Source organism: Streptomyces sp. NPDC029674 (assembly GCF_044903205.1).
GTDB lineage: Bacteria > Actinomycetota > Actinomycetes > Streptomycetales > Streptomycetaceae > Streptomyces.
Window position 1 is genome coordinate 1 of record NZ_JBJDPY010000007.1, and the last position, 22,702, is coordinate 22,702.

General features: G+C 73.2%; 24 protein-coding genes. 8 read left to right on the top strand and 16 right to left on the bottom strand.

Annotated features, from left to right (window positions below):
- Positions 1-408 precede the first annotated feature (408 nt).
- From ACI2L3_RS17970 to ACI2L3_RS17995, 6 genes are all read right to left on the bottom strand, one after another.
- Positions 409-1,434 (bottom strand): maleylpyruvate isomerase family mycothiol-dependent enzyme, encoded by a 1,026-nt coding sequence (locus ACI2L3_RS17970; RefSeq protein ID WP_404753318.1) that lies wholly within the window; start codon positions 1,432-1,434, stop codon positions 409-411.
- Positions 1,431-2,021 carry an RNA polymerase sigma factor gene (locus tag ACI2L3_RS17975; protein ID WP_404753679.1) on the bottom strand — a complete coding sequence of 197 codons (591 nt, stop codon included), beginning with the start codon at positions 2,019-2,021 and terminating at the stop codon, positions 1,431-1,433. The genes ACI2L3_RS17970 and ACI2L3_RS17975 overlap by 4 nt, the downstream gene beginning before the upstream one ends.
- A gap of 136 nt (positions 2,022-2,157) precedes the next feature.
- Positions 2,158-3,213: an aminotransferase class V-fold PLP-dependent enzyme gene (locus ACI2L3_RS17980; RefSeq protein ID WP_404753319.1), complete on the bottom strand. Its 1,056-nt coding sequence runs from the start codon at positions 3,211-3,213 to the stop codon at positions 2,158-2,160.
- A gap of 22 nt (positions 3,214-3,235) precedes the next feature.
- On the bottom strand, positions 3,236-3,952 hold the full coding sequence (locus ACI2L3_RS17985) for a DsbA family oxidoreductase (protein ID WP_404753320.1): 717 nt from the start codon (positions 3,950-3,952) through the stop codon (positions 3,236-3,238).
- A 144-nt stretch (positions 3,953-4,096) separates the two neighbouring features.
- Positions 4,097-4,378 carry a peptidylprolyl isomerase gene (locus ACI2L3_RS17990; RefSeq protein WP_365356868.1) on the bottom strand — a complete coding sequence of 94 codons (282 nt, stop codon included), beginning with the start codon at positions 4,376-4,378 and terminating at the stop codon, positions 4,097-4,099.
- A 48-nt stretch (positions 4,379-4,426) separates the two neighbouring features.
- Positions 4,427-4,807: a winged helix-turn-helix transcriptional regulator gene (locus ACI2L3_RS17995; RefSeq protein WP_404753321.1), complete on the bottom strand. Its 381-nt coding sequence runs from the start codon at positions 4,805-4,807 to the stop codon at positions 4,427-4,429.
- A 63-nt stretch (positions 4,808-4,870) separates the two neighbouring features.
- On the opposite strand from ACI2L3_RS17995, the gene ACI2L3_RS18000 reads away from it, so the two are divergent.
- On the top strand, positions 4,871-5,995 hold the full coding sequence (locus tag ACI2L3_RS18000; RefSeq protein WP_404753322.1) for a Gfo/Idh/MocA family protein: 1,125 nt from the start codon (positions 4,871-4,873) through the stop codon (positions 5,993-5,995).
- On the opposite strand, the gene ACI2L3_RS18005 is transcribed toward ACI2L3_RS18000, so the two are convergent.
- On the bottom strand, positions 5,992-6,600 hold the full coding sequence (locus ACI2L3_RS18005) for a DUF1349 domain-containing protein (RefSeq protein ID WP_404753323.1): 609 nt from the start codon (positions 6,598-6,600) through the stop codon (positions 5,992-5,994). The two genes, ACI2L3_RS18000 and ACI2L3_RS18005, sit on opposite strands and share 4 nt — an antisense overlap.
- A gap of 4 nt (positions 6,601-6,604) precedes the next feature.
- A complete protein-coding gene (locus ACI2L3_RS18010; RefSeq protein WP_404753324.1) occupies positions 6,605-8,137 on the bottom strand; it encodes an aldehyde dehydrogenase (NADP(+)) in 1,533 nt (510 codons plus the stop codon).
- A gap of 122 nt (positions 8,138-8,259) precedes the next feature.
- Between ACI2L3_RS18010 and ACI2L3_RS18015 the strand changes: the two genes are divergently transcribed.
- From ACI2L3_RS18015 to ACI2L3_RS18040, 6 genes are all read left to right on the top strand, one after another.
- Entirely contained in the window at positions 8,260-9,033 is a 774-nt protein-coding gene (locus tag ACI2L3_RS18015) for an IclR family transcriptional regulator (RefSeq protein WP_404753325.1), read from the top strand.
- Positions 9,034-9,036: 3 nt separating this feature from the next.
- On the top strand, positions 9,037-9,513 hold the full coding sequence (locus ACI2L3_RS18020; protein WP_404753326.1) for a GNAT family N-acetyltransferase: 477 nt from the start codon (positions 9,037-9,039) through the stop codon (positions 9,511-9,513).
- A 91-nt stretch (positions 9,514-9,604) separates the two neighbouring features.
- Positions 9,605-10,603 (top strand): hypothetical protein, encoded by a 999-nt coding sequence (locus ACI2L3_RS18025; RefSeq protein ID WP_404753327.1) that lies wholly within the window; start codon positions 9,605-9,607, stop codon positions 10,601-10,603.
- A complete protein-coding gene (locus tag ACI2L3_RS18030) occupies positions 10,600-11,856 on the top strand; it encodes a sensor histidine kinase (protein WP_404753328.1) in 1,257 nt (418 codons plus the stop codon). The genes ACI2L3_RS18025 and ACI2L3_RS18030 overlap by 4 nt, the downstream gene beginning before the upstream one ends.
- Positions 11,853-12,512 (top strand): response regulator, encoded by a 660-nt coding sequence (locus ACI2L3_RS18035; RefSeq protein WP_404753329.1) that lies wholly within the window; start codon positions 11,853-11,855, stop codon positions 12,510-12,512. The genes ACI2L3_RS18030 and ACI2L3_RS18035 overlap by 4 nt, the downstream gene beginning before the upstream one ends.
- 63 nt (positions 12,513-12,575) lie before the next feature.
- On the top strand, positions 12,576-14,024 hold the full coding sequence (locus tag ACI2L3_RS18040) for a peptidoglycan D,D-transpeptidase FtsI family protein (RefSeq protein ID WP_404753330.1): 1,449 nt from the start codon (positions 12,576-12,578) through the stop codon (positions 14,022-14,024).
- Between the two features lie 7 nt (positions 14,025-14,031).
- Here the strand turns inward: ACI2L3_RS18040 and ACI2L3_RS18045 are convergent, their stop codons facing one another.
- The 5 genes from ACI2L3_RS18045 to ACI2L3_RS18065 form a co-directional block, all read right to left on the bottom strand.
- Positions 14,032-14,841: a hypothetical protein gene (locus tag ACI2L3_RS18045; protein WP_404753331.1), complete on the bottom strand. Its 810-nt coding sequence runs from the start codon at positions 14,839-14,841 to the stop codon at positions 14,032-14,034.
- A complete protein-coding gene (locus ACI2L3_RS18050) occupies positions 14,838-15,179 on the bottom strand; it encodes a PadR family transcriptional regulator (RefSeq protein WP_404753332.1) in 342 nt (113 codons plus the stop codon). The genes ACI2L3_RS18045 and ACI2L3_RS18050 overlap by 4 nt, the downstream gene beginning before the upstream one ends.
- A gap of 27 nt (positions 15,180-15,206) precedes the next feature.
- Positions 15,207-15,950 (bottom strand): CPBP family intramembrane glutamic endopeptidase, encoded by a 744-nt coding sequence (locus tag ACI2L3_RS18055; RefSeq protein ID WP_404753333.1) that lies wholly within the window; start codon positions 15,948-15,950, stop codon positions 15,207-15,209.
- Positions 15,951-16,094: 144 nt separating this feature from the next.
- Positions 16,095-16,886, bottom strand: coding sequence for an HAD family acid phosphatase (locus ACI2L3_RS18060; RefSeq protein WP_404753334.1), 792 nt, complete (start codon positions 16,884-16,886; stop codon positions 16,095-16,097).
- A gap of 113 nt (positions 16,887-16,999) precedes the next feature.
- Positions 17,000-17,590, bottom strand: a complete 591-nt coding sequence (locus ACI2L3_RS18065) for a TIGR03086 family metal-binding protein (protein WP_404753335.1) — start codon at positions 17,588-17,590, stop codon at positions 17,000-17,002.
- A 134-nt stretch (positions 17,591-17,724) separates the two neighbouring features.
- Between ACI2L3_RS18065 and ACI2L3_RS18070 the strand changes: the two genes are divergently transcribed.
- Positions 17,725-18,945 (top strand): MFS transporter, encoded by a 1,221-nt coding sequence (locus ACI2L3_RS18070; RefSeq protein WP_404753336.1) that lies wholly within the window; start codon positions 17,725-17,727, stop codon positions 18,943-18,945.
- Here the strand turns inward: ACI2L3_RS18070 and ACI2L3_RS18075 are convergent.
- The 3 genes from ACI2L3_RS18075 to ACI2L3_RS18085 form a co-directional block, all read right to left on the bottom strand.
- Positions 18,920-20,266 (bottom strand): S28 family serine protease, encoded by a 1,347-nt coding sequence (locus tag ACI2L3_RS18075; protein WP_404753337.1) that lies wholly within the window; start codon positions 20,264-20,266, stop codon positions 18,920-18,922. The genes ACI2L3_RS18070 and ACI2L3_RS18075 overlap by 26 nt on opposite strands.
- Before the next feature lie 81 nt (positions 20,267-20,347).
- The gene (locus ACI2L3_RS18080; RefSeq protein WP_404753338.1) at positions 20,348-21,526 is read right to left on the bottom strand and encodes a hypothetical protein; all 1,179 of its coding nucleotides are present in this window, start codon (positions 21,524-21,526) and stop codon (positions 20,348-20,350) included.
- Positions 21,523-22,488: a 5-dehydro-4-deoxyglucarate dehydratase gene (locus ACI2L3_RS18085; protein ID WP_404753339.1), complete on the bottom strand. Its 966-nt coding sequence runs from the start codon at positions 22,486-22,488 to the stop codon at positions 21,523-21,525. Before ACI2L3_RS18085 ends, ACI2L3_RS18080 begins: the two co-directional genes overlap by 4 nt.
- Positions 22,489-22,702 lie beyond the last annotated feature (214 nt).

The following is a 22,702-nucleotide window of genomic DNA, read 5'->3' on the forward strand; positions in this document are numbered from 1 at the left end:
GGGCGCGGGGCGGCGGGGGGGCTACGCCTGGGGGGGCTCCCCCGGGTCGCCCCCACCCTGTGACGGCCGCGGGGGGACGCCCCGGCGCGCACGGGGCGGGCGTAGCCCCGCCCTTTCCGCTCCGGGCAGTCCCGGCCACGCCCTGGAGCCTGCGCGGCAGATGCCACCGCCGGCCGGTGGGGGCTTGTCGCGCAGTTCCCCGCGCCCCTGACGGGGCACTACCGGCGCCACGACGCCAGGCCGGAGCCACAGCCGGCCCCGGATCCCGCCGTGCAGCCCGCCGCAGCAGACGTCACCGCGGGTCGGTGGGGGCTTGTCGCGCAGTTCCCCGCGCCCCTGACGGGGCGCTGCCGGCGCCACAGCCACCCCCTCGCCCCGGATAGGGCGCGGACCGGCCTCAGGAGGCGGCTACAGCCACGCCAGTGAAGCCGCTCTTGTCAGGACTCGGCGTACTGCTGACTCGTCGCCCGATGTGCCGCGTGGTAGTTGGTCGGGGGTGCGGCGGCCGCCTACCAGGAGGCAGAAGTCGACGGGGTCCAGGACAAGTTCGGCGCTGATCGGGTCGGCCGAGCTGCCGAGGACCCACTCCGTTTCGCCGCCGTCTCCGGTGATGGTGAGGGCGACGGCCGGGGCCTGTGGGCCGAGGGCCGGGCCGAGGATGCGGACGGCGAGGCGTACCAATTGCCACAGGTGGGGGGAGGGGGGTGGGGGGACCGTGCGGTCGAGGGCGACGCCGATGTCGTCGGCGTGCACCCAGGTCTCGAAGGCGCGGGCCAGGAAGTGGTCGGCGACGGGGAGGCGTATCCCGGCCAGCACCGTGGCGCGGGCGGCGAGTTCGGGGTCGTGGGCCGCCCGGGAGGAGAGCAGCCCGGCGGCCTGCACCCGCCACGCGGAGACGGTCTGCGCGGGTGTGCGGGTGCGCTCGCGGCGGATCACCTCGCGGGTGCGCGCCTCCCACGCGGCGCGCCACGGTTTGCCGTCCGGCGAGTGCGGGGCGGGTTCGCGCGCGGGCAGGCCGAGGTGCCGGGCGAGCGGCTCGTCGGCGGCGATGAGGTGGGCGACGGTGTCGTGGACGTCCCAGTCGTGCACGACCGGTGTGCCCCAGGGTGCCTGCTCGTCCAGCTCGGCGAGGAGCGCCTGGAGCCCGGTGACCGCGGCGGCGTAGGGCGCGGCGTGCGGGGCGGTGCGCAGCGCGGGGGCGCGGCTGCGCAGGGCGAGGGAGAGCCCGTGCCGCCCGGGGTGCCCGTCCGGTGCCGGGTCGGGCAGGGCGGGGCCGTCCAGGTGCCGCACCGTGGCGCGCAGCCGTGCGGCCTCGGCGGCACAGCTCTCGCACTGCCGCAGGTGCCGGGCGAGCTCGGCCTCGTCGCCCGGCATGAGGGCGTCGACGGCCCAGGCGCCGAGGAGTTCGCGTACCGCTTCGTGGTTGCCGGTCAAGGGAGTTCACCTCGCAGGGGTGGGTCCGCGAGCGTCTCGGCCAGCGTACGCAGGGCCGTTCTCAGGCGGGTCTTCGCGGTGCCTTCGGGGATGCCCAGTTCGACGGCGGCCTGCCGGTAGGTGCGCCCCGCGAAGTAGGCGAGGTGCACCACCTGCTGCTGGGGCAGCGGGAGCCGGGCGAGGGCGGAGTGCAGGAGCAGGGAGCGCTCCTGTTCGAGGATCGCCTCGTCCGGGGCGGGGCTGGCCGCCGGGACCGCCCGCAGCCCCGCCTCGTCGGCGTGCGCGGCCTTGCGGTGCCGTTCCTCGCCGCGCACCCAGTCCACGGCGCGCCGGTGGGCGAGCATCGAGAGCCAGCCGCGCAGGCTGCCGCGGCGCGCGTCGAAGGCGTAGGGCCTGCTCCACAGGTGGGCGAAGACCTCCTGGGCCACGTCCTCGGCGGCGGTGTGGTCTCGGGTGACGCGGGTCGCGACGCGGTGGACGAGCACGCCGTACGCGGCGTAGACCTCCGCTAGGGCCGCCTCGTCGCCGTAGACAAGGCGTCGGTGCAGGTCGGCGTCGGCGGACGGCCTGCCCGCGCCGGACGGCAGGCGCGACGCGCCCGGCCGCTCGAAGGACGGCTCCGGCCTCTCGAAGGACGGCTCCACCCGGCACCACCACCTCGCGCGGCCACGCGACCACGTAGTCCTGCCAAGCCTGGCGTCCCGCGGCCCGCCGCGCCAGGCCTCAGCCGGACAGCACGTCGAGGATCCGGTCCACATCCGCCTCGGTGTTGTACAGGTGGAACGTGGCTCGCAGGTGTCCCGCCCGTGCCGAGGTGAGGATGCCCGCCCGGGCCAGTTCGGGGGCGCGGTCGCCGAGTCCGGGCACGGAGACGATGGGTGAGCCGCCCGGCACCGGGGTGTGGCCCAGCTCGGCGAGTCCGGCGCGGTAGCGGGCGGCGAGCGCGGTGTCGTGCGCGTGGATCGCGTCGATCCCCGTCTCCTCGACGAGGGAGAGCGCGGCGGCGGCCCCGTGGTAGGCGAGGAAGGCGGGCGGTTCGTCGAAGCGGCGGGCGTCCGGGGCGAGTTGCGCGAGCGGCCCGTACGTGGAGTTCCAGGTGTCGGCCGCCGCGAGCCAGCCTCCGTGCAGCGGGACCAGGGACTCCTGTGCCTCCTCGCGCACCGTCAGGAACGACACGCCGCGCGGGCACAGCAGCCACTTGAAGGCGCCGGTCACGGTGTAGTCGTACGCGCCCGCGTCGAGGGGCAGCCAGCCCGCCGCCTGCGTCGCGTCGAGGAGGGTGCGCGCGCCGTGGGCGGCCGCCGCCGCGCGGACCGCCGGCAGGTCGGCGGCGCGGCCGTCGGCCGACTGGACGGCCGAGAAGGAGACGAGCGTCGTCGTCGGGGTGACGGCCGCGGCGAGCTCGTCCAGGGGCGCGTACCGCATCTTGAGGTCGCCGCGCAGCACGAAGGGGTTCACGATCGACGCGAACTCGCCCTCGGGCGCGAGTACTTCGGCGCCGGGCGGCAGCGAGGCGGCGATCAGCCCGGCGTGCACCGCGACCGAACCGCCGGTCGCGACACGGCCGTCCGGGACGCCGACGAGCCGGGCGAAGGCGGCTCTGGCCTCGTCCACCACTTCGAAGTCGCCCGCGCCGCCCGGCCGTCCCGCGCCGTTCTCGGCGGCGAGCGCGCACACCGCGTCGACGGCGCGGCGGGGCAGCAGACCGCAGCTCGCGGTGTTCAGGTAAGTCGAAGCGGGAGCGAATTCGTTGCCGTTGTTGATCCCCATGGACTCCATGGGGATCAACCTATGCGGCGGCTCAGGCCTGCGGAACCGCGCATCCGTCGGGCCCGCAGGCGTCGCCGCCGTCGGCCGTCGCGAGGGTGGTGAGCGGCGGACGCTCGCCCCACGCCTGCTCCAGGGCCTGCGTGAAGACCTCGGCGGGCTGGGCGCCGGAGATGCCGTACTTGCGGTCGAGGACGAAGAACGGCACGCCGTTCGCGCCCAGCTCGGCGGCCTCGCGCTCGTCGGCGCGGACGTCGTCGGCGTACCGCTCCGGGTCGGCGAGGACGGCCCGCACCTCGCCCTCGTCCAGACCCGCCTCGACGGCGAGCTCCACGACGCGCTCGTCGTCCGTGAAGACGGACCGCTCCTCGGCGAAGTTCGCGCGGTAGAGCAGCCCGATCAGCTCGTCCTGCCTGCCCCGCTCCTTGGCGAGGTGCAGGAGGCGGTGCATGTCGAAGGTGTTGCCGTGGTCGCGGCCCTCGGTGCGGTAGTCGAGGCCCTCGGCGGCCGCGTTCTCCCCGAGCCGCCGCTCGCCCTCGCGGGCCTGCTGCTCGCTCATGCCGTACTTCCGCATGAGCATCGGCAGGACGAGCCCGGTGTCGCCCTTGGCGCGCCCCGGGTCCAGCTCGAAGGAGCGGTGCACGACCTCGACGCCGGCACGGTGCGGGAAGGCGGCGAGGGCCTTCTCGAAGCGGGCCTTGCCCACGTAGCACCAGGGGCAGGCGATGTCGCTCCAGATCTCGACGCGCATGTGTGGCTCTTTCCAGGTCGTACGGTACGAAGCAGTCGGTGCGGAGGCTGCCTCCGCTCAGTCCGTCAACGTACGCCCGGAGCGTCTCATTCCCCTCGCGCCGGAACCGGGCCGCGCCTCAGCGGCGCGGCCCGGTACACCGCGTCAGTCCTGGCGGCTGGTGACCTCGACGAGGTGCGACCCGAACTGGGTCTTCACCGGGCCCTGGACCTCGCCGACCGGGGCGGAGAAGACGACCTGGTCGAACTCGGGCACCATCTGCCCGGGGCCGAACGAGCCGAGGTCCCCGCCGGCGCTCGACGAGGGGCACGAGGAGTGCTTCTTGGCCAGCTCGGCGAAGTCCGCCCCGCCCTCGATCTGCTCCTTCAGCTGGAGCGCTTCCGTCTCGGTTGCGACCAAGATGTGTCGCGCAGTGGCCCTAGCCATTTTTCACTCCTTCTCGAATACACATGAACGCCGCCAAGGGTAAGCACCTCATTCCCCTGTCGGTGACTCCGCGGCCGCGAACCTGCCCGTGTTCGCCCTGACCCAGGTGCGCAGGTGGGCGAGGGGTTCCAGGGCGCCGCGGCCCAGCTCGGTGAGTTCGTACTCGACGCGGGGCGGGACCTCGGCGTGGACGGTGCGCGTCACGAGGCCGTTCTCCTCCAGGCGGCGCAGGGTCTGGGTGAGCACCTTGGGGCTGACGCCCTCCAGCTTGCGGCGCAGCTCACCGAAGCGGCGCGGACCGTCCGCGAGGGCGGTGATGGCGAGGCCGGTCCATTTGTGGACGAGCAGCTCGAAGACCGCGCGGCCGGGGCAGAGCAGGCCGTAGATGTCGTGCCGGTTACGGGCGCCCTCGCGGCTCTGACCAGTCATGGTTTCCAAAATATAGTTGGTGCCCTTGCGGGTGATCAGGGCCTCCCGCCTACCGTCCCGCTCATGAACTCCACCACCGCACCCGTCCGTGTCGGCCTCGTCGGTCTCTCCGCCCGCGGCGGCTGGGCGCCCCGCTCCCACGTCCCCGCGCTGGCCCGCCTCGACGGATACGAGCTGCGCGCCCTGGCCGCTTCCAGTGCTGCGTCGGCGCGGGCCGCGGGTGAGAAGTACGGGGTGCCGTTGGCGTTCGGCTCGGCCGCCGAGCTCGTCCGCAGCGACGAGGTCGACCTCGTCGTGGTGAGCGTGCGGGTGCCGCTGCACCGCGAGGTGATCCTCGGCGCGCTCGGCGCGGGCAAGGCGGTGCTCTCGGAGTGGCCGCTCGGCAACGGCCTCTCCGAGGCCGAGGAGCTGGCGGCGGCCGCGGACCGGGCGGGGGTGCGGACGTTCGCGGGGTTGCAGGCCCGCTCGGCGCCCGCCGTGCGGTTCGTCCGCGATCTCGTCGCCGACGGGTACGCCGGTGAGGTCCTGTCGACCACTCTCGTCGCGTCGGGGCGGCGCTGGGGCCCCGTCTTCGAGCCGTCCGGGGAGTACCTCCTGGACCGGCGGAACGGCGGGACCATGCTGACCATCCCCTTCGGGCACACCGTCGACGCCGTCGCCATGGTGCTCGGCGAGTTCACCGAGGTCTCGGCGACCCTGGCGACCCGGCGTCCCCTCGTGCGCGAGGAGGGCACGGGCCGCGCGGCGGCGATGACCGTCGACGACCAGATCGCGGTGAGCGGGCGGCTCGACTCGGGGGCCGTGGCCTCGGTGCACTTCCGGGGCGGTCTCTCCCGTGGCACGAACTTCCACTGGGAGATCAACGGCACGGAGGGCGACCTCGTGATCACGGGTGACTCGGGCCACCTCCAGCAGGCGTCCCTGACCGTACGCGGCGGGCGCGGCACGGATCCGGAGACCGCCGAACTCCCCGTGCCCGCCCGCTACTTCGACGTCCCCGAGCTCGACGACGTGCGCGGCCTGCCCGCCTACAACGTGGGGATGCAGTACGCCCGGATGCTCGCCGGACCGGCCGAACGCGGCTCGTCGGCGCCGGACTTCGCGCACGCGGTGCGGCGCCAGCGACTGCTCGACGCCATCGAACGCGCGGCGGCCACCGGCACCCGCGTCGGCCTTCAGGAGAGCTAGGAACCGTCGCGCAGCCCCTCCGGCCAGTTGGGGCGGAACTCGATGTGGTCGTACGTCACCACACAGCCCTCGCCGACGGGTGACTGGGCCATGAAGCCGACGAGTGCGGCGCCCGCCGTCTTCTCGTCGCCGAGCGAGAAGATCCGCACGAACGTCCACCGCTCGCCGTCCGTCGAGGCGTGGAACGCGAACGCCGACCCCGTACGGCTGACGCGCAGCCAGGCGCTGCTGCCGTCCACCACGAAGGCGTTGGCGTCGTCGGAGCGGCCGCGGGTGACGACCGTGCACACCGTGGGCTCGTCCGGGGAGCGCTCCAGGCAGAGCTTGGCCCACTCCCGCTCGCTCACGTGGAGGTACAGCACGCCCGCGTCGAAGGCGGCGGCGAAGCCGACCGTGACGCGGGCGATCAGCTGGAAGTCGCCCTCGGGGGCGCCGAGCAGGCGGGGCGCGTCGGAGGCGGGCTCGAGCGCCTCGCCCGTCGGGGGCACGAAGCGGTCCTGCCGGGCGCCCGCCCAGCCGGTGAGCACCCCGTCCTCGTACGACCAGTGCCCGTCGGGGCCGTATGTGCGCAGCGAGAACGGGAGGTGCCCGATGGTGACGTCCATGCGGTCAGTGTTCCAGGCGCCCGTCGTAACGGCGCGGCAGGCCCAGCGGGTTGTCGTCGCGCAGCTCCGGCGGGAGCAGCGCCTCGGGGGTGTTCTGGTACGCGACCGGGCGCAGCCAGCGCTCGACGGCCGTGCCGCCCACGGACGTCGAGGTCGACGTGGTCGCGGGGTAGGGGCCGCCGTGGTGCTGGGCGGGGGCGACGGCGACGCCGGTGGGCCAGCCGTCGACGAGGACGCGCCCCGCGAGCGGGGTGAGCTCGGCGAGCAGCTCGGCGCCCCGGCCGCTCTCCCCCGCCGCCTCCTCGGAGGAGAGCTGCACGGTGGCGGTGAGGTTGCCGGGCAGCCGGGAGAGGACGGCGGTGATCTCCGCCGCGTCGCTGTACCGGGCGACGACGGTGACCGGGCCGAAGCACTCCTCCAGGAGCAGGTCGTACGCCCCTTCTTCGGCGAGGCGCTCGGCCGGGACGGTCAGGAAGCCCGCGCTGACGGTGTGCTCGCTGCCCGCACCGGGGGTCACGGGGGCCTCGACGTCGGGGAGTCCGGCGCGCTCGCGCACCCCGGCGACGAAGTTGTCCCGCATCCGGTGGTCCAGGAGCACCCCGGCCTCGGTGTCGCTCACCGCTTCGGTCAGGGACTTCACGAGGCGGTCGCCGCCCGCGCCCTCGGGGGCGAGGACGAGGCCCGGCTTGACGCAGAACTGGCCGACGCCGAGCGTCACGGAGCCCGCGAGTCCGGTGCCGATCTGCTCGCCGCGCTCGGCGGCCGCGGCCTCGGTGACGACGACGGGGTTGAGGGAGCCGAGCTCGCCGTGGAAGGGGATCGGGACGGGCCGGGCGGCGGCCGCGTCGAAGAGGGCGCGCCCGCCGCGGATGGAGCCGGTGAAGCCGGCGCCGGCGACCAGCGGGTGCTTGACCAGTTCGACGCCCGCCTCGAAGCCGTGCACGAGGCCGAGGACGCCCTCGGGGATGTCGTGCGCGGCGGCGGCCCTGCGCAGCACGGAGGCGACCAGTTCGGAGGTGCCCGGGTGGTCGGGGTGGGCCTTGACGACCACGGGGCAGCCCGCGGCGAGCGCGCTCGCGGTGTCGCCGCCGGGCACGGAGAAGGCGAAGGGGAAGTTGGAGGCGGAGTAGACCGCGACGACGCCGAGGGGGATCTTGTAGCGGCGCAGGTCCGGTATGGGCGGAGTCGCCGTGGCGTCGGGGTGATCGATGACGACACCGAGGAAGGCGCCCTCGTCGACGATGTCGGCGAAGGTGCGCAACTGGTAGCAGGTGCGGGCGAGTTCGCCGGCGAGCCGGACGGGCCCGAGCGCGGTCTCCGCGTCCGCGGCCTCGACGAGGTGGTCCTTCGACTCTTCGAGGAGGTCGGCCGCGGTGCGCAGGAAGGCGGCGCGCACCGCGCGGTCGGCGAGGGCGGGCGCCGCGTCGCGGGCGGCGCGGACCGCGCGGTCGACCTCCTCGGCCGTGGCCTCCACCGCAACCTGCTCGCGCTGCTTCCCGGTTCGGGGGTCGACACTCCAGACTGGTGCTGCTGCCACCGCGGATTCCCTTTCCAGACGTATGCCACTCACCAGGGCTGTTCGATATGCTGAACACTGTCTCCGTTGATGAACGGCGGGGACTTGAGACTATTTCTCGGCGTTCAAAGGGGTCAAGGGCGATGTCGGCTGGCGAGACCGGAGGCGGTGCGCAGGTCAAGTCCGCCGTGCGCACGGTGGAACTGCTCGAGTACTTCGCGGGCAGCCCCGGAATGCACTCCCTGGCCGCGGTCCAGGAGGCCGTCGGCTACCCCAAGTCGAGCCTGTACATGTTGCTCCGCACCCTGGTCGAGCTCGGCTGGGTCGAGACGGACGCCACCGGCACGCGGTACGGGATCGGGGTGCGCGCCCTGCTCGTCGGTACGTCGTACATCGACGGCGACGAGGTCGTGGCCGCCGCCCGGCCCACCCTGGACCGGCTCTCCGACGACACCACGGAGACCATCCACCTCGCCCGGCTCGACGGCACGAACGTCGTCTACCTCGCCACCCGCCAGTCCCAGCACTACCTGCGCCCCTTCACACGCGTCGGCCGCCGCCTCCCCGCGCACTCCACCTCGCTCGGCAAGGCGCTGCTCGCCACGCACACCGACGAACAGGTCCGCGCGCTGCTCCCGGAGACGCTGCCCGCGCTCACCGAGCACACCATCACCGACCGCGAGAAGCTCATCGAGGAGCTGCGCGCGGTGCGCGAGCAGGGCTTCGCGGTGGACCGCGAGGAGAACACGCTGGGCCTGCGCTGCTTCGGCGTCGCCATCCCCTACCGCACCCCCGCGCGCGACGCGATCAGCTGCTCGGTGCCGGTGGCGCGGCTCACGCCCGCGCACGAACAGCTGGTCAAGGACGCCCTCTTCGACGCGCGGGACCGGCTGACACTGGCGACTCGTAGGCTCTGACGCATGGATGTCACCCTGCGCGCAGTCCACGACAGCGATCTGCCCGTCTTCTTCCGGCAGATGAACGACCCCGAGTCGACCCACATGGCCGCGTTCACCTCCGAGGACCCCGCCGACCGGGACGCCTTCGACGCGCACTGGACGAGGATGCGGGCCGCCGCGGACATCCAGATCCGCACGGTCCTCGCGGACGGGGACGTGGTGGGCAACGCGGGGGTGTACGGGGCGCCCGGCGAGCGCGAGGTCACGTACTGGATCGACCGCGCGTACTGGGGCCGGGGCCTGGCCACGGCGGCCCTCCGCGGCCTCCTCGAACTCGAGCCGGAGCGCCCGCTCTACGCCCGCGCGGCGGCGGACAACGCGGGCTCGATCCGCGTCCTGGAGAAGTGCGGCTTCCGCGTCTCCGCGACGGACCGGGGTTACGCCCAGGCCCGCGGCAAGGAAATCGACGAGGTGGTCCTCGTCCTGCACGAGGCCTGAACCTCACGCCGCCCGGGCCTCCGCCGCGCGGCGGAGGCGGATCGTCTTCGCGCAGGAGGTGTCGGGGCGGTCCGGGCGGGAGCTTGGAGGTATGCCGCAGACAGCGTTCCCGTCTCCCGCCCCGCCGGCCGCCGCGCCCGCCCTCAGCCGTTCCCGCCGCTCGCTGCGGATCGTCGCGCAGGTCGCCTGTGTGCCGTATCTCGCTCTCAAGGCCGCCTGGATCTCCGGGAGTCACCTCGGGATCCCCGACGGCAGCCCGCTGCTCGACCACCGGGTGCCGATGATCTTCGTCAACGGGCTGACCGTCCTCATGGACGCGTCCGTCATCGTGCTGGCGCTGCTCCTGACCCGGCCCTGGGGGCTGCGCGTGCCGGCCCCGCTGCTGCTGGTGCCGATGTGGGTCGCCACCGGTCTCCTGACGCCGATCATGGCCGGATATCCGCTGCAGCTGGTGGTCAAGGTGCTCGGCGGCAGCGTCCGCGGCGGATCGGACGGCGGCACGGGCGAACCGTTCCTGGCCGACTGGGTGTTCGCCGTCGTCTACACCGGCTTCATCGTGCAGGGCGTCGCCCTCGGCGCCCTCTTCGCGCTGTACGCGCGGGACCGCTGGGGACACCTGTGGCGGGGGCGGGTGCCGTGCGGTGGGGCTCGGCGGGGGCCGCGGGCCGTCGCCTGTGCCGTCGCGCTGCTCGCGCTCGTCCCCGGCACGCTGCACGTGCTGTGGGCCACCGGCTCCGCGGCCGGGCTCAACGAGGCGCAGGTCAGGGGGCGTACGACCGACTTCCACGTACTGGAGTCCCTGGACGCGGTCTACCTCGTGGTGGCCGTCGCGGGCGCGCTGCTCCTCAGCTTGTCGTGGGGCCGCGCCCTGCCCCTCGAGGTGCCGCTCACGGCGGCCTGGCTCGGCTCGGGCACGGTCGCCTGCTGGGGAGGCTGGCTGTTCCTCGGCTCCCTCGCGGCCGTCGGTGACGCCGAAAAGCAGCCCACCGGTGCGATGTTCCTGACCTACGCTGTCCAGATGATCATCGGGGCGCTCGTCGCCGGCCTCCTGGCGCACTTCCTCCGGCAGCGGTCGGGAAGCACGGCGTGAGGCCACTCGCCACCACCTTGTTCGGGCGCCGGGCGCGCCGCCGCTGGATCCATCTGATCCTCGGCGGCGCCCTCGCCATGCCGTACGTGTTCGTCGGCGCCGTCGTCGTCGGGCCGTTCTTCGAGGACACCGCCGTCCTGGGCTCGCTCGGCGCCCAGCTCGCCGCGTTCGCGGTCGGCCTGCCGCTCGCCGCGGTCACCGCGCTGTTCCCGCTGACCCGGCCGATGTCGGTGGCCGCCGTGCGGACGCTGTGCGGGGTGCCGGCCGACTCCCTCGCCGAGGGGCCCGCGCGCACCCGGGTCGCCCGCACCCGCACCGCCGCGTGGTTCACGCTGCACCTCGGCTTCGGCGGCGTCATCAGCGGCATGTCGCTCGCGCTGCCGCCCTTCGCGTGCGTCCTGATCCTGCTGCCCTTCTTCTCCGTACTGGCGGACAGCCGCATCGGGATGCCCGAAGTCTTCGGCGAGACCTGGCTGCTGGCCCTCTCCCCGGTCATCGGCTGCGCCTCGCTGGTGGCGCTCGCGGCGTGCGCGGCCACCGCCGGCGGGCTGCTCGCGCGCTGGGCGCCCGGCCTGCTCGGGCCCACGCCCGCCGACCGGCTCGCCGCCGCCGAGCAGCGCGCCGCCGACCTCGCCGTGCGCAACCGGCTCGCCCGCGAACTGCACGACTCCGTCGGTCACGCGCTGAGCGCCGTCACCCTCCAGGCGAGCGCGGCCCGCCGGGTCCTCGACCACGACCCGGAGTTCGTGCGCGAGGCGCTGGCCGCCATCGAGGACACGACGCGCCGCACGGTGGGCGAACTCGACGCCGTACTGGGCGTGTTGCGGGAAGCGGGCGGCGCGGAACCGACGGCTCCCGCGCCCACCCTCGCCGCCGACCTGGACGGCCTGCTGCGCCGCACCAGGGCGGCCGGGCCCCGGGTGACGGCCACCGTCTCCGCGGACCCCGAGTCCCTGCCCCCGCTGGTCTCCCGGGAGGCCTACCGCATCGTGCAGGAGGCCCTCAGCAACGCGCTGCGGCACGGCGGCGACGCCACCTCCGTGACGCTGCGCATCGCCCTGGACGGCCCTGCCCTGGCCGTCACCGCGGAGAACCCGCTGCCGCCCCGCTCCCCCGCGCCCCGGCCCGGCGGCGGCCACGGCCTGCGCGGTGTCGCGGACCGGGCCCGGCTGCTCGGCGGCACGGCCGAGGCGGGCCCCGCCGACGGGATGTGGCGCCTCCACGTACGACTTCCCCTGAAAGGACAGCAATGACGGCGAACGACATCCGGGTCGTCCTCGCGGACGACGAGCGCATGGTGCGCACCGCCCTGCGCGCGATCCTCTCCGCCGAGCCCGGCGTCGAGGTGGCGGGCGAGGCGGCGACGGGCGCCGAGGCGGTCGCCGTCGTACGGGAGCTGAAGCCGGACGTGGTCCTGATGGACGTCCGCATGCCGGAGATCGACGGTATCCGCGCGACCGAGCAGATCCTGCGGACCATGACCGAGCCGCCGCGGGTCGTCGTCGTGACGACCTTCGAGAACGACGCGTACGTGTACGAGGCGCTGCGGGCCGGAGCCGCCGGGTTCCTCCTCAAGCGGGCGGACGCCGACGAGCTCGTGCAGGCGGTCCGGCTCGTGGCGCGCAGCGATTCGCTGCTCTTCCCCGCGGCCGTGCGCGCCCTGGCCGCCGAGTACGGCCGCGCCGAGCCCGCGCCGCCCGCCTGGGTGGCGCGGCTCACCGGCCGGGAGAGCGAGGTGCTGCGGCTGATGGCGGCGGGCCTGACCAACGCGGAGATCGCGGGACGGATGGGGGTGGGCGCGGCGACGGTGAAGACCCACGTGGCGTCGGTCCTCGCCAAGACGGGCGCGCGGGACCGCACGCAGGCGGTGATCGCGGCGTACGAGGCGGGTTTCATGAAGGCTCGATGAGAAAACGGTCGCAAGCACACCACAAGGGAACGAAACCCTCCCCTCCGCTCGTCCTCCCACGGGATGAACAAGACGATCAGGCACGCCTCGGTCTTCGCGCTGCTGCTCGTGCTCGCCCTGCTGCTGCGGGCGACATGGGTGCAGTTCCACGACTCGAAGGCGCTCGCGGACGACAAGCACAACCGGCGCAACGCGATAGAGCAGTACGCGGCCCCGCTGGGCGACATCATCGTGGGCGGTGAGGCCATCACCGGCTCCGAGCGGACGAAGGGCGGAGACCTCGCTTACAAGCGCACCTACAAGGACGGCGACCTGTACTCGCCCGTCACGGGCTACAGCTCACAGGTCTACGGCGCCACCCAGCTCGAAGGCATCTACCAGGACCTGCTCGACGGCACCGACAACCGTCTGAAGAACCCCCTCGACACGCTCACCAGGAAGCGGGCCGACCCCGGCGACGTCGTCACGACGATCGACCCCGCGGTGCAGAAGGCCGGCTACGAGGCGCTGGGTGACGCGAAGGGCGCGGCGGTCGCCGTCGACCCCAAGACCGGCAAGATCCTCGGCATGGTCTCGACCCCGTCGTACGACCCGTCGAAGATCAGCGGCGCCACGGACTCCGAGGCGTGGCGGAAGCTGACCACCGACAAGGAGAAGCCGATGGTCAACCGCGCGCTGCGGCAGCCGCTGCCGCCCGGCTCGACCTTCAAGCTGGTGGTCGCGGCGGCGGCCCTGGAGGACGGGCTCTACGGCTCGGTGGACACCAGGACGAGCAGCCCGAACCCGTACACGCTGCCCGGGACGCGCACCGTCCTCAAGAACGAGAACCGGTCGGCCCCCTGCGAGAACGCCGACATCCGCACGGCGCTCCAGTACTCCTGCAACAACGTCTTCGCGAAGATGGCCGTCGACCTGGGCCAGGACAAGGTCCGGGCGATGGCGGAGAAGATGGGCTTCAACGCCGACAAGCTGGACGTACCGGTGCGCGCGGGCAAGAGCGTCTACCCGTCCGGCATGGACAAGGCGCAGACGGCGCTCACCGGCATCGGCCAGTTCGACGTGACGGCGACCCCGCTGCAGATGTCGATGGTGTCGGCGGCCATCGCCAACGGCGGCGTCCTCGCCAAGCCGCACATGGTCTCGCAGATCAGCGACTCCGACGGCGACATCCTGGAGAAGTACGGCGACGACGACTCCCAGCGCGTCATGGACGAGTCCACCGCCGAGGGCCTGCAGTCCGCGATGCGGACCGTCGTCGAGGAGGGCACCGGCACGAACGCGAAGATCAGCGGCGCGACCGTCGGCGGCAAGACGGGCACGGCCCAGCACGGCGAGAACAACAGCAAGACGCCCTACGCCTGGTTCACTTCGTACGCGAAGGGCAGCGACGGCAAGGAGGTGGCGGTCACCGCAATGATCGAGTCGTCGAGCGCGGCCCGCGACGAGGTCAGCGGCAACGGTCTGGCGGCCCCCATCGCCAAGGCGATGATGGCCGCCGCGCTGAAGAGCTGAGTCGAGGTCAGACGTTCCGGCCGCGGCGGTTGCGCCACAGCTGTACGGACACGACCAGCGCGATCGGCACGCACGCGCCCGCCAGCAGGCCCGCCGCGTAGCCGAACCCCGAGCTCGCCTCGCCGTCGTCGACCGCGACGGAGATCCCTCCGACGACCACGGCGGCGACGACGGCCGCCGCCAGGGCGTAGAACTTCCGGCTCAGGAAGGTGCTGCGGTCCGGCGCCGGCGGCGGCGAGTCCACCCGCGCCGCCGGGCCGAGGCTCGCCGCCTTCGGCCGCTTGTACCAGGCGTGGACGGCCCAGCTCCCGCACGGCTCCCAGCCGTCCGGGGCGAGCCGCTCGTCCAGCCCCTCGCGCCCGCGCGCGATCAGCTCGCGCCGGTACTCCCAGCGCTGCGGCTGCGCCACGTCCCGGTGGCTGACGAAGCGGCCGAGGGCGTCGACCCGCTCCACCTCCCAGCCCTCGTCGCCGAAGCGGTTCAGGAGCTCCTCGTCGACGTACGTGTCGGCGGTCCAGCGCCACGTCTCCGCGCGCTCGTCCGGTGCCAGCGGTGCCTGCTCCCCCGTGGCGGGCACCAGCTGCGCGGCGAACTCGGCGACGGGCCCGAACTCGGCCTCGGCGTCGTCGGCCCCGGACTCCTCCAGGTGGGCGGCGAGGTCCGTGACGGTCGCCTCGACGCGGTCGGCGGGCATGCCGCGTGCCCGCAGCCGCTCGGCGAGGTCGATGAGATAGCCGTCCTGCTCGTACCGCACGTCCGTCCCCTGCTGTCTCTGCTGCGCTTGCTGCGTCTGCTGCGTCTGCTGCGTGCTGGTCATCGTGCTTCCACTCCCGCCTTCGCGAGCATCTGTCGTACGGATCCGTCGAAGGCGAGCCAGAGTCCGCCCTGTTCGCGGAGGGTTTCGCGGCCGGCGTCGGTGAGCCGGTAGTAGCGACGCCCCGGGCCCTTCTCGGTGGCGCGGAACTCCGCGACGACGAGGCCCGCCTCCTCCAGGCGGTTCAGCACCGGATAGAGGGTGCCGCCCTTGATCTCGCCGAAGCCGGCGGCACCGAGCAGCTTGGCGATCTCGTAGCCGTAGCTCTCACCGTCGGTGAGGCCGGCCAGCACGAGCAGGTCGAGCACGCCCTTGAACCAGCTGGATCGGCGGTCGGTCATGTCAGGTCGCCTTTCGGGCGGGGGCTTTCAGAGGACGGGTGCGGTCCGCGGCTGCTCCGGCGCGGGCAGCGTCAGATCGCGTACGGAGAGGATGACGTGCACCGCGACGGGGAGCAGCAGGCTGCCCGTGGCGAAGTAGAGGCCCGTGAACACCGCGCCGAAGAGGGCGAAGACGAGGACGCCCTGACGGCCCTGGTAGAGGCCGGCGAGTGCGTAGACGAGGACGGACAGGGCCGCCGCCACGTAGAGGTCGAGTCCGAGCGCTCCCACGCCGAAGGCGATGAGGAGGCCGCGGTAGACCAGTTCGGCGCAGAGGCCGTCGGTCACGGCGACGGCGATCGCGAGCCGGCGCTCCTCGGTGGTGCGCGGCAGCATCGCCTCGATGGCGGAGAGCCCCGGCACGTGCCTGCCGCGCTTGGCGAGGTCGTGGAAGTTCCGTCCGGAGGCGACCGCGATCGCGCCGGCGAGGAGGATGCCGGCGACGACGTAGGCGGGCCGCTCGGGCACGGTGAGGCCGAGGTGGGCGGCGGTCGTGCCGGGTGAGAGGAGCAGGGCCGCGACGGTGAGGGCGGCGAAGGCCCACCAGAGGGCGAGCATGAGCCCGAAGTAGCGGACGAGGGCGCGGGGTTCGGTGTCCCTGCGCCGGGCCAGCGACCCGTACATGCGGCGGCCGGCCCAGGGCTCGGCGAGCAGCAGACAGCCGGCGAGCGCGGCCGCGACGGCGGTGGCCGGTGCCGAGAAGTCCGGCGCGAAGTCCGTCGTGATGGTCATGGGATCCCCCTTCCCGAAGGGGTGCGCGGCGCGTGCTCACACATGCCGCGCACCCCTGTGCGTCTGAGCTACCTAGACCGTATGGCGACCTAGTCAGTAATGCAACCTATGTAGCTCAACGAACCTCAGAGGGCCCTCGGAGTCTCAGCCCACGTAATACGTCGGGTTCGGGAGCTTGTACGTCTTGTCCGCGTAGCCGCCCTCCAGGTCGGACACCTGGTCGCCGAAGCTGCCGACGATGTTGTAGCCGGTCGACTCGATGTACTTCCGCGTACCTTCCTTGAACTGGACGGTGGTGCAGTTCCAGGCGGTGGCTGTCGCGCAGTTCTTCAGGTAGGCGGGCGGGTTCGCCTTGTCCTTGGTGAAGACGTGCGTGCGGTCGAGCGGCGTGTCGTAGCCGGCCCTGGCGAGGTTGGTCACGGCACCCTCGCGCAGCGACTCGGCGAGGCCGGTGAGGAAGAAGACCTCGACGCCCTTGCTCTTGGCGTACTTCACCAGCTGGGGCATGCCGAAGACGGCGGGGCGCTTGGCCTCCTTGACGTAGGCGTACCAACTGTCGTTTTCGTACGTGTAGTTGGTGCGCTTCTCGTAGTCGAAGCTGAGCAGCGCCGTGTCGTCGACGTCGAGGACGATCGCCGGCTTCTTGCCGTGCCGGGCGTGGTGCGCGGCCTTCCTGATGTCCTTCTTCGCCTTGGCCTGGATGCGGGCCAGGTCCTTGGCGTAGGGGCTGTCGGGCGAGGACTTCCACACGCCGTCCGCGCCCTTGGACGCGCCGTAGTAGGCGTCGATCTCGCCGACGAGGAGGCCTATGTTGTGGGGCTCCTCGGTGGGCCGCGGCGGGGCCTGGTCGGCGCCGGCGGCACCGGCGGTGTAGAGGGCGGCACCGGCGACGGTGCAGGCGGTGGCCAGGCCGGCCACGCGTAGGGACTTCCGCATGTGTTGCGTCTCCGCATCAGGGTTCGGGCAGGTCAAGGACTGTCTACGCGCATCAACCCGGGGGTGGGGAGACCGTGGGCCGACCCTTTACCTGATCCATACCTGGTCCACACTCAGCCCTGCCCCTTCCAGTGGGGGTCGCGTCCGCTCAGGCCGATCACCCGGTCCAGGAGCGGCGCCCCGTCCGGCACCGCGACCGGCGGGCCGAACAGCCCTCCCCCGTCCCCCGGCTCGTCCCCGGTGGGCGTGAGCAGCGCCTTCGCGGCCTCCAGGCTCACCTCGTCGGGGGCGTACTCCTGACCGGTCGCGCGGGCCAGGTCCCAGCCGTGGACGACGAGTTCGTCGAGCGCGACGAGGCCCGCGACCTCGCCCGGCAGGTCGACGCCGCCCGCGCGGGTCATGCCCTGCCAGGCCGACGGGTCGCGCCACGCGTGGGCGAGGTCGTCGAGCGCCTCGGGCAGCTCCGCGCGCCAGTCCGGTGAGATGTCCGGCGTGCCGCTGCCCGGGTCCCGGTCGAGCGTCGGCCCGAACTCCTTCCCCGCGGCCAGCCGGAAGGCGTGGGAGAGGCCGATCACATGCCCCAGCAGGTTGCGCACCGCGTACTCGGGACAGGGTGTGGCGGCCGCGAGCCGGTCGTCCGTGATGCCTTCGGCGATCCGCGCCACGAGGCGGGTCTGCGGGCCGAGATCGAGGATGTCGGTCATGAGCGGTCCTTCTGAGTCGGCGATGTCGGTACGTCTCCCCTTGTAGACCCGGCGCGCGGCCCGAACTCATCGCCGGCCGGTAGGGAAACCGCCCGATACCGGCGCGGGGGCCTCAGGGACCAGCATCACCAGGCATGACATCGACGATCGGGCGCGTCCTGCGGGACCGCGACGCGGGGCTCTTTCTGGGTGCCGTGGTGGTCTCCGGCTTCGGGAGCTCCGCGCTGTGGCTGGCGTCCGGGATCTGGGTGAAGGAGCTCACCGGGTCCGACGGGCTCGCCGCGCTCTGCCAGTTCGCGCTGTGGGCGCCCGCCCTCGCGGGACCGCTGCTCGGCACGCTCGCCGACCGCACCCGCCGCAGACCGCTCCTCATCGCCACCAACCTCGCGCTCGGCGCGCTGCTCCTGTCCCTGTTCACCGTCGACAGCGCGGGACGGCTGTGGATCCTCTTCGCCGTGCTCGTGGTGTACGGGGCGTGCGGCGTCGTCACCGACGCGGCGGAGGCCGCGCTGGTCGCGACGGCCGTCGACAAGGAGCTGCTTGGCGACTTCAACGGCCTGCGGATGTCCGCGAACGAGGGTCTGAAGCTGGTGGCGCCGCTCGCGGGGGCGGGCCTGTTCGCCGCGTACGGGGGCGCCCGGGTGGCTCTGCTGGACGCGGTGACGTTCGTCCTCGCGGCGGGCATGTTCGCGCTGGTGCGGGTGCGGGAGAGCGTGCCGGTCCCCGACCGTACGCCGTTGCGGGCGCGGACCGCGGAGGGGGTGCGGTACCTGTGGGGGCACGAGCGGTTGCGGCCGCTCGTGGGGGCGGCCGGACTGACGATGCTGACCTCGGGGATCAGCGGCGCGCTGGTCTACGCGGTCGTCGACGGACTCGGCCGCTCTCCCGCCTACACCGGGGTGCTGTACGCCGCGCAGGGCGTCGGCTCCGTCGCGGTGGGCGTGGCGTCCGGGGCGCTGCTCCGGCGGTTCGGGGCGCGGCGGTTCGGTGGCGCCGGCATCGCCCTGACCGGGGTGGCCGCGGCGCTGACCGCGCTGCCGAGCGATGCGGCGGTCCTCGCCGGGAGTCTCGCGAACGGTGCCGGGCTTCCCTGTGCGCTGATCGCGGCGCTCACGGCGGTGCAGCGCGAGACGCCCGGCGCGCTCGTCGGGAGGGTGGCGGCGACGGCCAACACGCTGATGTTCACGCCGACGGCGCTCGGCATCGCGGCGGGCGCCGCCCTTGTGGAGAGCGTCGGCTTCCGCGTCCTCCTGCCGGTGCTCGCGGGGGCGCGGCTGCTGATCGCCGCGCCCCTGCTGAGGTCCCGGGGGCGGGTGCCCGGGGAGCGCGCTACTTCACGTCGGCCCAGCGCTTGATGGTCTTGACGGCCTGCGTCTGCTCCGCCTCGGGCAGCTTGGAGATCGATGCGCCGTGGTTGGCGCCGGGCACCACGTAGCGGTACGAGTCGTGGCGGCTCGGCGTGAACTTCTCGGCGCTCCACGGGTCGTTCTCGCCGTAGACGAACATCATGCGCTGACCGCGGTTCTTCACCCAGCGGTCGACGTCGGCGATGGTGCTGTTGTCGTAGGTGCCGCGCATGGCGGCGGGGAGCACCGAGTTCGGCTGGTAGATGTCGGGGTGGTTGCGGACGCCCTTGAGGTGCTTGAACTTCAGGCCCGCCCAGCCGAGTTGGGTGGCGGCCTGGCGGTAGTAGGGGCCCGAGCCGTTGGTGCCGAGGGTCTCGTCCTGGTAGACGCTGAAGCCGTGCTTCTTCGACCAGTCGTAGAGCTCGTCGTCGGTGGCCTTCTTCGCGTCGGGCACGGTCGGGCAGTCGGCGGCGGTGCCGGACTGCCAGAAGTTCCACACCTGGTCGAGGACCGCGAACTCGTAGGCGCGGTCGGTGGTGCCGAGGGTCTCCTCGAACGTGTCGCCGTTGGCCTTCGCGTCCGCCTCGAACTTGGGGAGCAGCGCGTCCCTGCGTACGAGCATCTCGCGCTGTACGGCGTTCAGCGCGTCCCGGCACTCCTGGGTGCCCACCGTCTTGAAGAAGCGTTCGTAGCCGGAGTCGTCGCGGTTGTTCGCGTCGTTGGGCGCGACGAAAGCGACGACGGCGTCGAGGTCCTCGGGGTAGAAGCGCTCGTGGTAGGTCGCGGTCATGCCGCCCTTGCTGCCGCCGGTGCCCAGCCACTTGCCCTTCTCGACGGTGCGCAGGGCGCGGGTGAGGCGGTGCTCGTCGGCGGCCTCCTGCTGGACGGTCATCTTGGACCAGTCGTCGCCCGCGGCGCCCTTGGGCCGTGACTCGGCGAAGTAGCGGTGTTCGACGGCGACCTGGTTGGCGTCGATCAGCTTGGTGAGGGAGGCGGTGCCGCCGGGGAGGGTGTAGCCGCCGGTGTACAGGACGGTCGGCTTGTCCGTGGCCTTGTGCCAGAGCGTGGCGCGCTGCGTGAAGGTGGCGCCGTGGGGCTTGCGGTGGTCGACGGGCTGCTTGTACGTGAGCGTGTAGAGGGGGTGGCCCTCCTTGTCCGCCACGGAGACCACCGTCATGCCCGGTATTCGCTCCAGGCGGTCGCGGATGCCGGCCGCCGTGCCGCTGTCGCCGGCCGCCGGCTGAGCGGCGGCGGGTGTCGCGCCGCCGAGCACCGCGGCACCCGCCATCACTCCGGCACAGACCAGCGCGGATATCCCCTTGTGGCGCACCTGTTCCCCCTCTGTCCCCTGGTACGGGGTCTGCCCCCTGGTGAGGGAGCGACGGTTGTGGTGCGCGGATCGTACCGGCGATCACTCCCTGTGCGACAGGGCTTCCGTGACCTGTGCGAGGTCCGCGTCCGAGGCCAGTCCCGCGTGGTAGAGCCGCAGTTCGGTGGCGCCCAGGGCGGCGGCGCGTGCCGCGTCGGCGGCGAGGGTGGCGGGGCTGCCGCCCATGCCGCTCACCACGGTGAGGTTGGCGGCGAGGACCGCGCCGTCCCGGTCCTGCGCGGCGAACGGCTCCAGGAGGTGCGCGCCGCCCGTGCAGGGCACGACCACGCCGTCCGCCACGGAGAGGATGTGCGCCGGGTCGACGCCCGCGTTCGCGCCGCAGTGGTACGGCACCGGGTCCGCGTGGAGCAGCACCTGGAAACCGGCGGGTGCCGCCGCACGGACGGCGTCGACGGTGGTCTCCTGGAGGGTGCGGGCGGTTTTCTCGCGCCACGCGCGCGTGGCGGCCGCCCGGTCCGCGCCGATGAGCTTCTCGACGCCCGGCCAGCCCGCCCCCTCGCCCTCGTCATCACCGCGCCACACGGGCTCCAGGGCGCGGCGGACGGCAGCCGCCAACTCGTCCGGGTCGAGGCCCTCTTCGGCGTACCCCGCCCGGCAGGAGACGCAGAAGCAGAGCGACATCAGGTACTGCCCGGCCTCGCCGGGGGCGACGCCCGTGATCTTGTCGTGGGCGTGCAGGTGCGCGAGGCCGTACCAGCCGCAGGACTCCAGTTCGGTGCCGCGCGTCCCCGTCCCGGGGCGTACGGCGGCTTCCGCGGCGAGGTCGGCCAGGTACGCGCGCGTGGCGGGCTGCGCGATGCAGGGCGCCCAGGGGTAGCGGTCTCCGTAGGCGTTGACCACCGAGGTGGCGGGATGGTCGTCGCCCAGGCGGGAGTTGTGGGCGAGGACGACCCAGCTGTGCACGTCGAGGCCGGCGTCGCTCAGGGCCCGGGCCGCCTCTCCGTAGGCATCGCCCGGCGCCCACTCCCCTGCGGCGTACGGGCGCAGCTCGCGGCCCTGCCAGCGGTCGCCCGGCGGGTAGAGCACGGCGGCGTGCGCGGCCGTGACGACGCGGTGGCGCGGGTGGCGCGGGGTCAGCGCGCGCGTGGAGTGGTAGGCGGCGGCCAGGGTGACCTGACGGATGCCGAGGGCGGCGAGGCGGGCGGGCGCGTCGGGGTCGCCGACGACATCCCAGGGGTAGAGGAACGCGGCGGCCTTCACGCGCCCGCTCCGGGGTGCGTGCTCCCGATCAGCTCGCGGCCGCGTTCCACGAGTTCGGCGAGCCGCTTGACGTGTTCACCGGCCGGTTCGTGCAGGGGCGGCCGCACGGGGCCGACGTCCAGACCGCCGAGCCGGACGCCCGCCTTGACGAGGGAGACGGCGTACCCCCGGCCGAGGGCGCGCAGCTCCACGAAGGGCCGGTAGAAGCCGTCGACGAGGCGGTTGGCGGTGGCGTCCCCCTCCGGCGTACCGGCGTTGAACGCCCGGTGGAAGGCGAGCGCGATGTCGGGCGCGAAGCAGAAGACCGCCGAGGAGTAGAGGGTCACGCCGATGCCGCGGTAGGCGAGTGCGGTCAGCTCGGCGGTCGGCAGGCCGTTGAAGTACAGGAAGTCGCCCGGCACTTCGCCGCGCACGGCGCTGACGGTGCGCTGCATCAGGTCCATGTCGCCGAGGCCGTCCTTGAAGCCGATGACGCCGTCCGTGCGCGCGAGTTCGACGACCGTCTCGGGGGTGAGGACGGCGTTGTCGCGCTGGTAGACGATGACGTCCAGGGAGGTGGCGGCGGCCAGTTCGGTGTAGTGCCTGAGCAGTCCCTCCTGCTCGGCGACGACGAGGTAGGGCGGCATGGCGAGCAGCCCGTCGGCGCCCGCCTCCTCGGCCAGGCGCGCGTACCGCACGGCGAGCGCGGTGCCGTACCCGGCGCCCGCGATCACCGGCACCCGGCCCGCCGTCTCGTCGACGGCGGCGGCGACGCACTCCTGGAACTCCTCGGGCGTCAGGGCGTGGAACTCGCCCGTGCCGCAGCAGGCGAACACCGCGGCCGCGCCCGCCTCGATGCCGCCGCGCACGTGCGTGCGGAAGGTGTCCAGGTCGAGCGTGCCGTCGGGCCCGTACGCGGTGACCGGGAAGAACAGCGGCCCGCTGGGGACGCGGAGTCGGGAAGCGAGGGGGGCTGACGTCACGGGCTCTCCCTTAGCGTGCATGCGCACCTGCGTGCATGTTTCTGATTCACGTCCATATCCCTGAACGCGTCCACGCTAAGGCGCGCTCTTGGGCCGGGTCAAGCGCGCGAACTCCTCACATAGGAGCGGAGTTACCGCGTCCGGGTGCCCCCGGAACGCTTGACGCGACACGACAGTGATCCCTAGCGTGTCCACGCATGTGAATTCTGTACGT